This window comes from Sphingomonas sanguinis NBRC 13937 (assembly GCF_001591005.1).
GTDB classification, from domain to species: Bacteria; Pseudomonadota; Alphaproteobacteria; order Sphingomonadales; family Sphingomonadaceae; genus Sphingomonas; species Sphingomonas sanguinis.
In genome coordinates, this window is the sequence record NZ_BCTY01000067.1 from 1 (window position 1) to 14,194 (window position 14,194).

Annotated in this window: 15 protein-coding genes; 10 read left to right on the plus strand and 5 right to left on the minus strand. The window is 66.7% G+C overall.

The features are described 5' to 3' along the window. The first annotated feature begins 143 nt into the window (after positions 1 to 143). The 3 genes from SSA01S_RS17325 to SSA01S_RS17335 all read left to right on the plus strand — a co-directional run bounded on the left by SSA01S_RS17325 (position 144) and on the right by SSA01S_RS17335 (position 3,930). The gene (locus tag SSA01S_RS17325; protein WP_061781396.1) at positions 144 to 1,817 is read left to right on the plus strand and encodes an amidohydrolase; all 1,674 of its coding nucleotides are present in this window, start codon (positions 144 to 146) and stop codon (positions 1,815 to 1,817) included. A 1-nt stretch (position 1,818) separates the two neighbouring features. After that, positions 1,819 to 2,772 carry a hypothetical protein gene (locus SSA01S_RS17330; protein WP_061781397.1) on the plus strand — a complete coding sequence of 318 codons (954 nt, stop codon included), beginning with the start codon at positions 1,819 to 1,821 and terminating at the stop codon, positions 2,770 to 2,772. 81 nt (positions 2,773 to 2,853) lie between these two features. Beyond that, on the plus strand, positions 2,854 to 3,930 hold the full coding sequence (locus SSA01S_RS17335; RefSeq protein WP_061781406.1) for a choice-of-anchor A family protein: 1,077 nt from the start codon (positions 2,854 to 2,856) through the stop codon (positions 3,928 to 3,930). An 84-nt stretch (positions 3,931 to 4,014) separates the two neighbouring features. Here the strand turns inward: SSA01S_RS17335 and ctrA are convergent, their stop codons facing one another. The 3 genes from ctrA to SSA01S_RS17350 all read right to left on the minus strand — a co-directional run bounded on the left by ctrA (position 4,015) and on the right by SSA01S_RS17350 (position 6,833). Further along, complete coding sequence (gene ctrA / locus SSA01S_RS17340) at positions 4,015 to 4,716, minus strand: response regulator transcription factor CtrA (protein WP_058717908.1); 702 nt, start codon at positions 4,714 to 4,716, stop codon at positions 4,015 to 4,017. 123 nt (positions 4,717 to 4,839) lie between these two features. Next, complete coding sequence (locus tag SSA01S_RS17345) at positions 4,840 to 5,913, minus strand: AI-2E family transporter (protein ID WP_058734020.1); 1,074 nt, start codon at positions 5,911 to 5,913, stop codon at positions 4,840 to 4,842. Next, on the minus strand, positions 5,910 to 6,833 hold the full coding sequence (locus SSA01S_RS17350; RefSeq protein ID WP_061781398.1) for a LysR family transcriptional regulator: 924 nt from the start codon (positions 6,831 to 6,833) through the stop codon (positions 5,910 to 5,912). Before SSA01S_RS17350 ends, SSA01S_RS17345 begins: the two co-directional genes overlap by 4 nt. Positions 6,834 to 6,965: 132 nt before the next feature. Here SSA01S_RS17350 and SSA01S_RS17355 point away from each other — a divergent pair, with 132 nt between their 5' ends. Both SSA01S_RS17355 and wrbA read left to right on the plus strand, forming a co-directional pair. Continuing rightward, entirely contained in the window at positions 6,966 to 7,700 is a 735-nt protein-coding gene (locus SSA01S_RS17355; protein WP_061781399.1) for a pirin family protein, read from the plus strand. A gap of 28 nt (positions 7,701 to 7,728) precedes the next feature. Continuing rightward, the gene (wrbA, locus tag SSA01S_RS17360) at positions 7,729 to 8,331 is read left to right on the plus strand and encodes an NAD(P)H:quinone oxidoreductase (protein ID WP_061781400.1); all 603 of its coding nucleotides are present in this window, start codon (positions 7,729 to 7,731) and stop codon (positions 8,329 to 8,331) included. Between the two features lie 88 nt (positions 8,332 to 8,419). Here the strand turns inward: wrbA and SSA01S_RS17365 are convergent, their stop codons facing one another. Then, on the minus strand, positions 8,420 to 9,199 hold the full coding sequence (locus SSA01S_RS17365) for a M15 family metallopeptidase (protein ID WP_061781401.1): 780 nt from the start codon (positions 9,197 to 9,199) through the stop codon (positions 8,420 to 8,422). 49 nt (positions 9,200 to 9,248) lie between these two features. On the opposite strand from SSA01S_RS17365, the gene SSA01S_RS17370 reads away from it, so the two are divergent. Beyond that, positions 9,249 to 9,893, plus strand: a complete 645-nt coding sequence (locus tag SSA01S_RS17370; RefSeq protein WP_061781402.1) for an RluA family pseudouridine synthase — start codon at positions 9,249 to 9,251, stop codon at positions 9,891 to 9,893. Between the two features lie 11 nt (positions 9,894 to 9,904). Beyond that, on the plus strand, positions 9,905 to 10,330 hold the full coding sequence (arfB, locus tag SSA01S_RS17375; protein WP_058734015.1) for an alternative ribosome rescue aminoacyl-tRNA hydrolase ArfB: 426 nt from the start codon (positions 9,905 to 9,907) through the stop codon (positions 10,328 to 10,330). Positions 10,331 to 10,415: 85 nt separating this feature from the next. On the opposite strand, the gene SSA01S_RS17380 is transcribed toward arfB, so the two are convergent. Continuing rightward, a complete protein-coding gene (locus tag SSA01S_RS17380; RefSeq protein ID WP_058718350.1) occupies positions 10,416 to 10,793 on the minus strand; it encodes a hypothetical protein in 378 nt (125 codons plus the stop codon). Between the two features lie 125 nt (positions 10,794 to 10,918). Here SSA01S_RS17380 and SSA01S_RS17385 point away from each other — a divergent pair, with 125 nt between their 5' ends. From SSA01S_RS17385 to SSA01S_RS17395, 3 genes are all read left to right on the plus strand, one after another. Beyond that, the gene (locus tag SSA01S_RS17385) at positions 10,919 to 11,881 is read left to right on the plus strand and encodes an ArsR/SmtB family transcription factor (RefSeq protein WP_061781403.1); all 963 of its coding nucleotides are present in this window, start codon (positions 10,919 to 10,921) and stop codon (positions 11,879 to 11,881) included. Next, the gene (metF, locus tag SSA01S_RS17390; protein ID WP_061781404.1) at positions 11,878 to 12,819 is read left to right on the plus strand and encodes a methylenetetrahydrofolate reductase; all 942 of its coding nucleotides are present in this window, start codon (positions 11,878 to 11,880) and stop codon (positions 12,817 to 12,819) included. Before SSA01S_RS17385 ends, metF begins: the two co-directional genes overlap by 4 nt. Positions 12,820 to 13,073: 254 nt before the next feature. Beyond that, positions 13,074 to 14,120, plus strand: a complete 1,047-nt coding sequence (locus tag SSA01S_RS17395; RefSeq protein WP_061781405.1) for a homocysteine S-methyltransferase family protein — start codon at positions 13,074 to 13,076, stop codon at positions 14,118 to 14,120. Positions 14,121 to 14,194: the final 74 nt, after the last annotated feature.

The following is a 14,194-nucleotide window of genomic DNA, read 5'->3' on the forward strand; positions in this document are numbered from 1 at the left end:
GTGTTCCGGTTGGTGAGGGCGGTCTGCGTTCGCCACCGGTTACACCCCTCCACCATCCTTCGGATGGTCCCCCTCCCCTTGCAGGGGAGGAATGATTGTGTCCTGCGCTTCCCACCTTCGCCTTCACCCGATAGGGAACGGGCATGGTAAAGCAGGCTTCCTTCCCCCGCATCCTCCGCGCCACGCTGACCGCGTTGTCGATCGCGTTGACCCCGGCTGCGGCCTTCGCCGATGCGCTGGTCGACAATGTGACCGGCCTGACGCTGGACAAGGACGGCAAGGTCGTCCGCTTCACCGGCCTGCTGCTGACCCCGGACGGCAAGGTCGTGAAGCTGCTGGGTGCCAAGGACAAGCGCCCGGAAAAGCTCGACTGGCGGGCAGACATGAAGGGGCGGGTGATGCTGCCCGGCTTCGTCGATTCGCACGGGCATGTGATGGCGTTGGGCTTCCGCCAGATCGAGCTGGACCTGGCGACCACCAAGTCGCTTGATGAGGCGAAGGGGCGGATCGCCGCCTATGTCGCGGCCAACCCCGAGCGGAAATGGATATTGGGCGGCGGCTGGAACCAGGAAAGCTGGGGCTTGGGCCGCTTCCCCACCGCCGCCGATATGGACCCGGCCGTCTCCGACCGGCCGGTCGTGATGGAGCGCGCCGACGGCCATGCGATCTGGGCGAACAGCGCGGCGATGAAGGCGGCGGGGATCACCGCCAAGACCGTCTCGCCCGCCGGTGGCCGGATCGAGAAGGTCGGCGGCCAGCCCTCCGGCGTGTTTGTCGATGCCGCCATGGCGCTGATCCAGAAGGCGATTCCGCAGCCGCTGGCCAAGGATCGCAACGCCGCCTTCCTGAAGGCGCAGAACGAGCTGCTGAGCCACGGCATCACCGCGACCGCCGATATGGGCACGACGCTGGACGAGTGGATGACCTATCGCCGGATGGGCGATGCCGGAAATCTGCGCGTTCGGATCATGAGCTATGGTGGCGGCGTCGACGATACGGTGCGCATCGGCGGCACCGGGCCGACGCCGTGGCTGTACAACAACAAGCTGAAACTGGTCGGCGTGAAGCTGTACGGCGACGGCGCGCTGGGTTCGCGCGGGGCGTGGTTGAAGCAGCCCTATGCCGACGCGCCGGGCCAGACCGGCCTGGGCTTCATGACCGACGACGTCATCCGCAACCTGATGAGCCGCGCGGCGATGGACAAGTACCAGATCGCGGTCCACGCGATCGGCGACCGGGCCAATGCGCAGGTCCTCGACGCGATCGACGAACTGGCCGAGACCTATAAGGGCGACCGGCGCTGGCGGATCGAACATGCGCAAGTGGTCGATCCGGCCGACCTGCCGCGCTTCGGCAAGCATGGCATCATCGCCTCGATGCAGCCGGTGCACGAGACGAGCGACCGCCAGATGGCCGAGGCGCGGCTGGGCCCGGCGCGGCTGGCGGGGGCCTATGCCTGGAACAGCATGCTGAAGAACGGCGCGACGCTGGTCTTCGGGTCGGACTATCCGGTCGAGCGACCCGATCCGTTCGCGGGCTGGGCGGCGGCGATCACGCGCCAAGGGCCCGACGGTCAGCCCTATGGCGGGTGGCAGCCGCAGGAGATCATCGGGCGCGAGGCGGCGTGGCGGGCCTTCACCATGGACGGTGCCTATGCCGGGTTCGCCGAGGATCTGTTCGGGCGGCTGGGGGCGGGCCAGCAGGCGGACTTCATCATCGTCGACCGCAATCCCCTGGACATCAACCCGAGCGAGCTGCGCGCGACCAAGGTGGAGGAAACGTGGATCGGCGGGCAGAAGGTGTGGGAACGACGCTGATATGACGCCCGCGCGGCGGATGGTGCCGGCTCTGATGCTGCCGATGCTGGTCGGTGCCAGCGATCCGCCGCCGCCGCTGCCAATCCGGGAGGTGCCTGCCGATGGGCGGGTAACGATCACGGTGGAGGGGCACGCGATCCCGGCCCGGATCGGACCGGGCCTGCCGACCTTCCTCTATCTGCCCCGCGCGCGGGCCGAGGCGCTGTTCGGGGATGACGCGAAGATCGGCGGGGGCGGGTTTAAGCTGTTCTCGATGGGGCCTGCATCCTCGGCGCGGATCGGTCCGGTGCGCGTGCCGGGACGCGTGCAGCGCGTGATGCTGGGCGTCGGCGACGCGCCGCCGGAAAGCCAATGGGTCAAGTGGTTCGAGACCGACGCCTATCCGGGCGACGAGGCGCTGGGCGGTCCCCATGTCCTGCCCGATCCGATCGTGCGCTTTACGCTGCGCCCGCCCCAGGCAGGGGAGGGTGAGGCGACACTGAAACTGGCGCCACGTTACGGCTGGTGGCTGGCGAGCGTCGAAGTCCCGATCGGCGGCCAGGACATCCTGTTCGCCTTCGTCCCACAGTTTCCGCGCTCCGTGGCCAGCGCGGCGGCGGGGGCGGCCATCGGGCGGGCGCAGGGCGCACAGTTCGACGGAGCCGTCGAGCAGGTCCTCATCTCCCATGGCGTTCGCCGTCCGGCGCGACCGGTTCGATTGACCCGGCCCCTGACGCTGGGGCCGTTGCGGCTGACCGACTTGCTGGTCCGCACCCATGACTATGGCGCGGCCACCGATATCGACCCCAGCGAGGCTGATGGACTTGAGGCGGAGACTCGCGATGTCGTGGTCAAGGGCAAGCGGGCCAAGAGCAAGCCGTCCTATGTGGTCTATATCGGCGCGGACATGCTGAAGGACTGTTCCTCGATCACCTATGACAAGCCGGGACAGACCGTAACGCTGCGCTGTCGATAGGACGGACCGGCGTCTCGCTTCGGGAGGCAGGGCGTATCGCGGCTGATGATTTCGCAGCCTTCGGTGTTTATAACCCAGATCATGAAGCACCGTTTACTTGTGGCCGGGCTGGTCGCTGCCCTGCCGTCACTCGCCATCGCCTCGCCGACCGTGGTGGGGGTCGATGCGCTGAAGGAATGGAATCTCATCGTGCTCGGCGACCTGACCTCCAGCTCGGAGGTGGAGGGGCGGACCTTTGTCGGCGGCAATCTGAGCGGCAATTCGTCCAACTACCAGATTCGCACGGTTCCGGCGTCCAGCTATTCGGTGCCGGGGCTGACCGTGGTCGGCGACGTGCTGGGCGGTGCGAAGAATTTGAACAACGGCTCGGGCGCGCTGATCGGCGGCAATGTCCAGAGCGGGCTGAACCTGAACGGCGCGGTGCAGACGGTGAAGGTGGGCGGCAGCCTGTCCAACACCAACATCAACCAGAATATAGTCCAGTCGGGCCTGAGCGCCAGCGATCCCAGTTTCGTCTCGGGGCTGAACCAGCAGAAGAGCCTGCTGGCGAGCAGCATGACCGATCTGTCGAACAGCTATGCCGCGCTCGCCGCGACGGCGCAGGTGTCGATCAGCGGCAATCGCGCGACCTTCAATGCCGTGCCTGGCGCCAATGGCGTGGGCGTGTTTAATCTCAACGCCGCCGACCTGTCACGCTTCGGCGAGATCGCATTCAACGCCAACGGTGCCGACACGGTGATCGTCAATGTGCGGGGATCGTCGGTCCGGCTCGACGACAATTTCCTCGGCAATGCGACGGGGTTGGGCCAGCATGTCATCTGGAATTTCCCCGATGCGACCAGCCTGGAACTGACCACGGCGTGGAAGGGATCGGTGCTGGCGCCCAAGGCGGCGGCGGTGACCGGCAACTATATCGAAGGGTCGGCCGTGTTCGCCAGTCTGGTGCAGAATGGCGAGTTTCACCTGGGCACCTATGTGGGCACCTACTCGCCTTCCTCGTCCAACCCGCCCAGCAGTTCGGGCGGATCGTCGGGTGGGACGGGCAGCAGCGGCGGATCGCCGACCACGATCCCCACGCCCGGCAGCGTCGCGCTGATGGCGGCTGGCCTCGCACTGCTGGCGTTCATCGCGCGGCGTCGGCGGCAGCGCCTGGCCTGACGGCGAAGACCCAAGGGTAAGTTCCACGAAAAAGGCCGGTCCGCGCCCCCGCGAACCGGCCTTTTTCGGTAACGGTTAAGGGGATCAGGCGACCTCGGCCTGCTCCACCTCGTCCGGTTCGCGCAGCACATAACCGCGGCCCCAGACGGTTTCGATATAATTCTCGCCCTCGCAGGCCAGGCTCAGCTTCTTGCGCAGCTTGCAGATGAAGACGTCGATGATCTTCAACTCGGGCTCGTCCATCCCGCCATACAGGTGGTTGAGGAACATTTCCTTGGTTAGCGTCGTGCCCTTGCGGAGCGAGAGCAGCTCCAGCATGGCATATTCCTTGCCGGTCAGGTGGACGCGGGCATTGTCGACCTCGACCGTCTTGGCGTCGAGATTGACCGCCAGCTTGCCGGTGCGGATGATCGACTGCGAATGGCCTTTGGACCGGCGGACGACCGCGTGGATGCGCGCGATCAGTTCCTCGCGGTGGAACGGCTTGGTGACGTAATCGTCGGCGCCGAAGCCGAAGCTGCGCACCTTGGAATCCATCTCGTTGATGCCCGACAGGATCAGCACCGGGGTCGAAACCCGCGCGACCCGCAGGCGCTTCAGCACGTCATAACCGTGCATGTCCGGCAGGTTCAGGTCGAGCAGAATGATATCATAGTCATACAGCTTGCCCAGATCGAGGCCTTCCTCGCCCAGATCGGTCGTATAGACATTAAAGCCTTCGCTGCCGAGCATCAGCTCGATCGCCTTGGCCGTCGTCGGTTCGTCTTCGATCAGCAAAACGCGCATCGACAATCCCCATTTGCGAGTGATCGCCCCCCTGATGCCCCGGCGACCTGATGCTTTATTCATTAACCAACGCTGATGTGAACGTAAAAGGTTAATTCGTCCCTAACCCGGATTATGATTCCGTTATTTCATCTTCGCGCCGGGGCCGAGCAAAGTCTGATGCTCCACGACCGGAATATCTTCGCCCAGCACCTCGCGCAGATACAGGCTGCGGATCAGGGTGAAGGCCACGATCAGCAGCGCGGCAGAAAAGAACAGGCCGAACAGCCCGAAGATGGTGCCGATGCCGATGATCGCGAACAGGGTGACGGCGGGGGGGATGGCGACGACGCGGCTGGTGACGAAGGGGGTGATGGCATTGGTCTGCACCAGCCGGACGACCGCGAAGGTGATGAGGGTACCGATGATCGCGCCGTTCCCGCCCTGCGCCGCCAGTCCTAGCGCGGGCAGCATCGCCGCGATCGGCCCGACATAAGGCACGAACTCGCTGAGGCCCGTCAACAGCCCCAGCGCGGCGGCGGACGGCACGCCCGCGATCGCCAGGCCGATACCGACCAGCACGCCCATCGTCGTCATCTGGATCAACTGGGCGCGCAGCCACAGGCGCAGGGTCGATCCGGTGTCGAACAGCGCATCCTCCACGGCGGGGCGCATCGACCGGGGGACCAGCAGCAGAAAACCACGCTCGTAAATCTTCGGATCGGCAGCGAAGAACAGCGCGCCGACCAACAGCAGCAGGCAGTTGAGGACGAATTCGCCTGCCCCCGAGACGAGGCCGCCGATATCGCGCGCAACGCGGCTCCCGGCAAAGGCGGCGCGTACCGCGTCGACCACCTTGGCCCCGACCGGCGATTGCGAAGCCCAGGCGGCCAGCTGGTCGATCAGGATGGGCAGTTGCGTGACCAGCGTGTTGAGCTGCTGGCGAAAGGCGACGCCGAACAGCCAGGCGAGGAACCCCAGCACCGCCAGCACCGTCGCGATCGACAGGGTCAGCGAACGCTTCGGCCCGATCGGCAGATGGTCGGCATATAGATCGGCGATGGCATGGATGACGATCGCCCCCAGGATCGATCCGAAGGCCAGGATCAGCAGGTCGCCCGCGCGGAAGAGGGCGGCGGTGACGGCAAGGATCAACAGGGTCAGGACGATGCGGCGGATGAAGCGCGCATCGCTGTCGTCGGGGCGCAGGCGGTTCATCGTGTGGCCTCCATCGCCTTGGCGGCGGTACACGGGTCGCGAACCCGATCGGCCAGCCAGGCGATCAGCGCCTCGACCCGCGCGGGGCGCAGGGGGCTGGGCGGGGTGAGCAGGTGCAGCCCGATCGGCGGCGGCGTCCAATCCTCCAGGATCGCCACCGCCCGGCCCGAGGCCAGATGCGGTCCGATGATGAAGCCGGGCAGGCGGGCAATGCCCAGCCCTCCGACGACGGCGGGGACCAGCGCATCGCCGCTATTGGCGGTCAGCGGCCCCTGTGGCCGGACGGAGACTTCCGCGCCGCCCGGATGGCGGAAGCGCCAGGGGCCGGTGACGTTGGCATAGCTGAGCAGCCGGTGCTCGCCCAGTTCATTGGGATGGGTGGGCGTGCCATGGGTCGCCAGATAGCCGGGCGAGGCGACGATATGGGTCGAAATCCCGCAGAGCCGCCGGGCGCGCAGTGAGCTGTCGGGCAGGTCGGCGATGCGTAGCGCGATGTCATAACCCTCGGCAACGATATCGACCCGCGCGTCGGACAGGCTGAGTTCGATCTCGATATCGGGGTGCGCCGCCAGGAAATCGGCGATCACCGGCGCGATATTGGCGACGCCGAACGACATCGGCGCGGCCAGGCGGATGCGACCGGCGGGCGCACTGGCCGCGTCGCGCGCGGCCTCCTCGGCGGCGCGCGCCTCGGCCAGGATGCGGGCGGCATGCTCGGCCAGCGGCTTGCCCGCCTCGGTCAGGGCCAGGCGGCGCGAGGTGCGATGGAACAGAGATTGGTTGAGCTGCGCCTCCAGCCGGGTGATCGCCTTGGACACCGTCGCCTTGGACAGGCCGATCGCATCGGCGGCCGAACTGAAGGAGCGATGCTCGACCACGGCGGCGAAAATGGCCCAGGCTTCCAGGTCCGGCAGACGCATCGACACCGCTTGGCACTCCCCCAAAACCCCAGGCTTCGCGCTACAATGAACGTGGAAACGATCGGTTTCCAGCGTTTCCGTTTACGATCCCATAATCGTCCTTATCTTGGCTGCAACCAAGGACGATATCCGATGAGCACCCAAATCCAATCCGCCGGGATCGACCGGCGCAGCTTCGACAGCCTGGGCCATGCGAACCATGGCTGGCTCGACGCGCGGCACCATTTCTCATTTGCCAGTTATTACGATCCCGCTCGCATGGGCTGGGGCGCGATCCGGGTGTGGAACGATGATGTCATCGCGCCCAATGCCGGTTTCCCGCCGCATCCCCATGCCGATATGGAAATCATCACCTATGTCCGCACCGGTGCGATCACGCACCAGGACTCGATGGGCAATGCCGGTCGCACCGCAGCGGGCGACGTCCAGGTGATGAGCGCCGGGACAGGCGTGCGCCATGCCGAATATAATCTGGAGGCCGAGCCGACGACGCTCTTCCAAATCTGGATCGAGCCGCGCAGCCGGGGCGGCCAGCCGAGCTGGGGCGCCAAGCCATTCCCCAAGGGCGAGCGTTCGGGCAAGTTCGTGACCCTGGCCAGCGGTTTCGAGGAGGATCGCGATGCCCTGCGCATCCGCGCCGACGCGCGGGTGCTGGGCGCGACCCTGCGGGCGGGGGAAAGCGTCGAGCACCGGTTGGGCGAGGGGCGTCATGCCTATCTGGTTCCTGCCACCGGACGGATCGAAATCGACGGTGTTCCGTTCGCGGCACGCGACGGTGCGGCGCTGTCCGCCCAGGAGACGGGTGGACGGACCGTGACGATCACCGCTGTCGAGGATGCCGAGATCGTTCTGGTCGATTCCGAATAACTGCCACTTTCTGAAGGGAGTATGTCACATGACCAAGGTTCTGGTCCTTTATTATTCGTCCTACGGTCATATCGAGAAGATGGCCGACGCCATTGCCGAGGGCGCGCGCGCCGGTGGGGCCGAGGTGGATATCCGCCGCGTCGCCGAAACTGCGCCGCCCGAAGTGGTCGCCGCCGCGCACTTCAAGACCGACACCGCGCACCCCGAGATCGAGGGCCCCGACGCGCTGATGAACTATGACGCGATCATCGTCGGCACGCCCACCCGCTATGGCCGGATGGCCAGCCAGATGGCGGCGTTCTGGGACACGACCGGCGGCGTGTGGATGAAGGGCGGTCTGGTCGGCAAGGTCGGCGGTGCCTTCACCTCGACCGCCAGCCAGCATGGCGGGCAGGAGACCACCCTGTTCTCGGTGCTGACCAACCTGATCCACCACGGCATGACCATCGTTGGCCTGGACTATGGTTTCCAGGGTCAGATGGGCGTGAAGGAAGTCCATGGCGGCACACCGTACGGCGCGTCGACGCTGGCGGACGGCGACGGTAGCCGCCAGCCCAGCCAGATCGATCTGGACGGTGCCCGTTATCAGGGCAAGCGCATCGCCGAGACGGCCGCCAAGCTGTTCGGATGATTTCGGATACGGGGGCGCCGATGGGTGCCCCCGCCTTCTTGCCTGACGTCCGTTCGACCTGAGCGCGGTCGACGGCCAGGCTCCGCGATTATCGCCGCTTGCCCTTCTTCACCACTGGGGCGGGTGCGGCAGCCGGAGCGGCCGGGACTGGCGGCTGGCTGGTCACCAGGACTTTCAGCGGATCGCGTACCCCCGGATTGGCGGGAAACTGCGCCCGCGCCTTGGCAAAGACAGCCCGCGCCTGCGCCGCGCCCGGCTCGTTCGGGCTCGTGCCGACCCAGCGCCAGTGCCAGGGTTCCCACTTCACCCGTTGCTTGTTGCCCGCCGGGAAGCTCATCTCGAACCCGAAGCGGGGGGCGTTGGCGATCAGCCAGCGCGCCGCCGGAGTCGCGGCCATGCAGGCTTCGGCATCGGGGCATCCCTTGGCCGGGCGGACCGCGAAGTCGATCGCATAGCCGGTCGCATGCTCGCTATGCCCGGCGGGTGCGACCGAGATGGCGCGCTCGGCGGCCGAGACGCTGAGGTCGCGGCAGAAGACGTTGCGCTGGCGGGCGACCTCGCGGTGGCAGGACAGGCCGTGCAGCGTGCCGCCGACCGACGGATCGGCCTTGGCCGCTTCCAGCATCCGCAACAGATCGGGGATCATCGCGCGGTGCAGCCGGCAATAGGGCTTAAGCCCGAACCCGGCCGGCGCGGGCACGATGTCGGCAGGGGCGGCATCGCCATAGGGGAAATGCCCCGCGACCCGGCCATCGGGCCCGGGCGGCGGCAGCGCGCCGTCACAGAATTGCGCCTGGGCCATGACGGGCATCGCCGCGATCGACAGCAGCGCGGACAGGCGGAGCAAAGCGGCAAGAAGGGTCGGCATGACGCGCGGCCCTCTGGCATGTCGGCGCTGGCGGTGGCAAGGGAGCGCGATGCACGGAGATCGCGTTCTATTCATCGACGGCGAAGCGCTGGTAATCGACAAACCGGCGGGCTTGCCCGTGGATCGGCCCCGCAACGGGTCGATCAGCCTCGAAAACCATCTGGAATCGCTGAAATTCGGGTTCAAGCGCTGGCCGCATGCGGTGCACCGGCTGGACCGCGACACCAGCGGCTGCCTGCTTCTGTCGCGCAACCCCAAGGCCCATGCCCGCTTCCAGCAGGCGTTCGAGTCCGGGCTGGTCGAAAAGCGCTATCTGGCGGTGCTGAACGGCCTGGTCGAGGGGGAGGGCATGATCGACCTGCCGCTCGCCAAGGTGTCGACCATGGAGGAAGGCTGGCGGATGGTCGCCGACCCGGCGGGCAAGTCCGCGCGGACCGGCTGGCGTGCTTTGCGGCATGAGGATGGCCGTACGCTGGTCGAGTTCCGGCCGGAGACCGGCCGCACGCACCAGATTCGCGTCCATGCCGCGACCGGGCTGGGCGCACCCGTGGTCGGCGATCCCGTCTATGGTGCGGGCGAGGCGGGGGGCATGTTGCTCCACGCCGCCAGCCTGACCGTGCCGCGCGGCGACACCAAGGACCCGATCACCGCCGAAGCCCCGATTCCGGAGCGCTTCGGCATCTTCCAGAACTAGGCGGACCTGCGATGGCGCTGATTCCCGTCACCCGCGCCATCGCGATCGACGAGCGCGAGATCGCCGAGAGCTTCACCCGCGCCTCCGGGCCGGGTGGGCAGCATGTCAACACGACCGACAGTGCGGTGCTGCTGCGCTTTGACGTGGGCGGCTCGCCCAGCCTGCCCGAGGCGGTGAAGATGCGCCTGGCCGTGCTGGCCGGGCAGAGGCTGAGCAAGGACGGCGTGCTGACCTTGCGCGCGGACGCTAGCCGGTCGCAGGAAATGAACCGGCGCGAGGTGCGCGAACGGCTGATCGACCTGATCCGCGAGGCGACGATCGTGCCGAAGAAGCGGCGGCCGACCAAACCGACGCGCGCGTCCCAGACGCGGCGGGTGGATGCCAAGAAGGGGCGGTCCCAGGTGAAGGCGGGGCGGGGGAAGGTTCGCTTCGACTGAGGTCGGGGCATCGTCCTCTACCGACGAAAAAAGGGGCCGAAGAATCCTCATCGACCCCCTTTCATCATCCCGAAGGATAAAGTCCTTAGCGGCGAACGTCCTCGCCCGCACGGACCAGCGCATTGCCGGTCGCCTCGCGGGCCTTTGCCGTGCCGTTTTCGATCTTATCGCCCGCACGGTCGAGGCCACGGTCGATATTGTCACCGGCGCGGTCGGCCTGGGCGGCGGCGCGGTCACCGGCGCGGTCGAGCTTGGCACCCGCCTTGTCCATGGCGTTCTCGGCCGAGTTCAGCGCCTTGGCGGTCGCCGCCTCGACATCGTCCGACGCATTCTGGGTCGTCGCCTTCACGTCCGAGCCGATGGCGTCGGCAGCCTGCTGGGTCTGTTCGCGGCTATTCTGGCTGCACGCAGCCAGCGACATCGCGGCGGCGCCAGTCAGGGCGAGGATGAGGACCTTCTTCATGGCAAACACTCCCGTTTCAAACATATGATCGGCGTGCCAACGCAGATCGACCGTTTCGGGTCCGTGCCCGCGGAAATGAGTTCCCTCCGTTGACCGCATATAAAGATATCTTTATATCGTGATCCATGGCCAACGCCCTCGAAATCTTTCGCGCTCTGGGCGATCCGACGCGGCTGCGCATCCTGGCCTTGCTCCGTTCGATGGAGCTGTCGGTGGGCGAGCTGGCCCAGGTCCTGGGGCAGAGCCAGCCGCGCGTAAGCCGCCATGTGAAGATTCTGGTCGACGCCGAACTGGCCGAGCGGCGCAAGGAAGGTAGCTGGGTCTTCGTGGCGCTCGGCGACCGCGAGGCGGTGGAGCCGATGACGGCGGCGCTGGATCGCTGGACGGCGGAGACGCCCGATCCCTGGGTCGTGGCCGACGTCGCGCGACTGGCGGCGGTGCGCGCCGACCGGGCGGCAAGTGCTGCGGCTTGGTTCGAGGATCATGCGGGCGAATGGGATGCGATCCGATCGCTCCATGTCGCGGACAGCGAGATCGAGGAGGCAATGGCGGGCCTGATCGGCGAGGGCGATCTGGGCACGCTGATCGATATCGGCACCGGCACCGGGCGGATGCTCGAGCTGTTCGGCGACCGCGCCGATGCGGCGCTGGGCATCGACCGTTCGTCGGAGATGCTGCGCCTCGCCCGCGCCAAGCTGCACGGACGCGCCAATACCGAGTTGCGGCAGGCGGACCTTTATGCGCTGCCCATGGGCGACGGCGCGGCGGACATCGCGATCCTCCACCATGTCCTGCACTTCGCGCAGCAGCCGGGTGCGGCGATTGCCGAGGCGGCGCGGGTGCTGGGGCCGGGCGGGCGTTTGCTGATTGCGGACTTCGCGCCGCACGACCGCGAGGAATTGCGGCAAAAGGCGGCGCATAGCCGTCTGGGTTTTGCCGACGAACAAATGGCCAGCTGGTTCGGCCCCGCCGGGCTGACATTGGCGCGGACCGAGACGCTGGAGGGCGGCGAACTGACCGTCAAGCTCTGGCTGGGTGTGAAAAAGGGGCTTCGGCCCGTCGAGACGAATAGGGTGAGGGCGGCATGACGAACACGATCCTGACGCGGGCCGAGGCCGCGCTGGCGCATGAGGAGCCGCTGTTCGCCGATGTGGGCGGCGATATCGCGGTCAGCTTTGAATTCTTCCCGCCCAAGACGGAGAAGATGGACGCGCAACTCTGGGATGCGATCCGCACGCTGGAGCCGCTCGACCCGCGTTTCGTCTCGGTGACCTATGGTGCTGGCGGTTCGACCCGCGAGCGCACCCATGCGACGGTCGCGCGCATCCAGCGTGAGACGACGCTGGCGGCGGCGGCGCACCTGACCTGTGTCGAGGCGACCCGCGAAGAGATCGATCAGGTCGCACAGGAATATTGGGCGGCGGGGGTGCGGCATATCGTGGCGCTGCGCGGCGATCCCCCTGCCGAGGGCGCGCGCTTCGTCAGCCATCCGGGCGGGTATGAGAATGCCGCCGATCTGGTTGCGGGCCTCAAGAAGCTGCACCCGTTCGAGATTTCGGTCGCGGCCTATCCCGAATGTCATCCGGAATCGACCGACAAGGTGGCCGACCTCGACAATCTGAAGCGCAAGATCGATGCGGGCGCGACCCGTGCGATCACTCAGTTCTTCTTCTCGCCCGAAGCCTATTTCCGTTTCCGCGACGATGCGGCGGCGGCGGGCATCACGGCGGAGATCCTGCCCGGCATTCTGCCGGTGTCGAACGTCGCGCAGACCCGCAAGTTCGCTGCCTTGTGCGGGGCAAGCATTCCTGAGTGGATGGACCGGTTGTTCGAGGGGTTGGACGATCACCCCGCCGCGCGTCAGCTGGTCGCCGCGACCATTGCTGCCGAGATGTGCCGTCGGCTCTATGCGGGCGGGGTGAAGGGGTTCCACTTCTACACGCTCAACCGCGCCGAGCTGGCCTATGCGATCAGCCATTTGCTGGGCGTGCGGGGCAAGAAGGCCGAGGCGGTCGTGGCGGCGTGATGTTAACGCTTCCGGCGTAAGGGGGCTGAATTAGCAGGGGGTGTCGCTCGCGGCTTTCCCTCCCCCGGCCCCTCCCGCCTGCGGGAGGGGAGTGATGAAATAGAGGGTCGAGGTTGGCGATAGCGCATGACCGACGACCCAAGCACGCCCCTCCCGTAAACGGGAGGGGATGGGGGAGGGCAGGGCCACGGGCGATGAAGCCCGATGCTCCCCACCCAAAAGAACAACCGCTCGCCAGAGCAGGAGCAGTACCGATGACGACCCGCGACACCTTCCTGGCCGAAGCCGCCAAGCGCATCCTGATCACCGACGGCGCGTTCGGCACAGAAATCCAGAACTGGAAGCTGGACGAGGCGGCCTATGCGGGCACGCTGGGCCTGACCCATGACCAGAAGGGCAATAACGACATTCTGGCGCTCACCAAGCCGGAGGTGCCTGAGTCCATCCACCGCGCCTATTTCGAAGCGGGCGCGGATATCGCCGAGACCAACACCTTCTCGGCCAACCGGATCAGCCAGGCCGATTACGGCGCCGAACATCTGGTGCGTGAGATCAATGTCGAGAGCGCGAAGCTCGCCCGCCGCCTTGCTGATGAATATCAGGCCAAGGATGGCCGCCCCCGCTTCGTCGCGGGCGCGATCGGGCCGACCAACAAGACGCTGTCGCTGAGCCCGGACGTAAACGATCCGGGCTATCGCGAGATCGACTTCGATTATCTGAAGGACGTGTACCGCGAACAGATCGACGCGCTGGTCGAGGGCGGCGCGGACTTCATTCTGATCGAGACGGTGTTCGATACGCTCAATGCCAAGGCCGGGATCATGGCGACGATCGAAGCAGGCGAGGCGCTGGGCCGGGACATCCCGATCATGCTGTCGATGACGCTGACCGACTTGTCGGGGCGCAACCTGTCGGGCCACACGGTCGAGGCCTTCTGGCATGCGGTGCGCCATGCCAAGCCTTTGACCATCGGGCTGAACTGCTCGTTCGGCGCGGAGCAGTTGCGCCCGCATGTGAAGACGCTGAGCGAAATCTGCGACACGCTGATCATGATCTATCCCAATGCCGGGTTGCCCAACGAACTGGGCGCCTATGATGAAGCGCCCGTGACCACCGCCGGTCTGGTCGGCGAATGGGCGGTCGAGGGGCAGGTCAATGTCCTGGGCGGCTGCTGCGGTTCGACGCCCGCGCATATCAAGGCGATTGCGGACAAGGTGAAGGGGATGACGCCCCGCACCATCCCGACCCCACCGGTCGTCACCCGCCTCGCCGGGCTGGAGCCGTTTACCATGGCGGCGTAAATCTGTCATTCCTCCCCTGTAAGGGGAGGGGGACCAGCGAAGCTGGTGGAGGGGTATCCCACCTCTCGATAGCG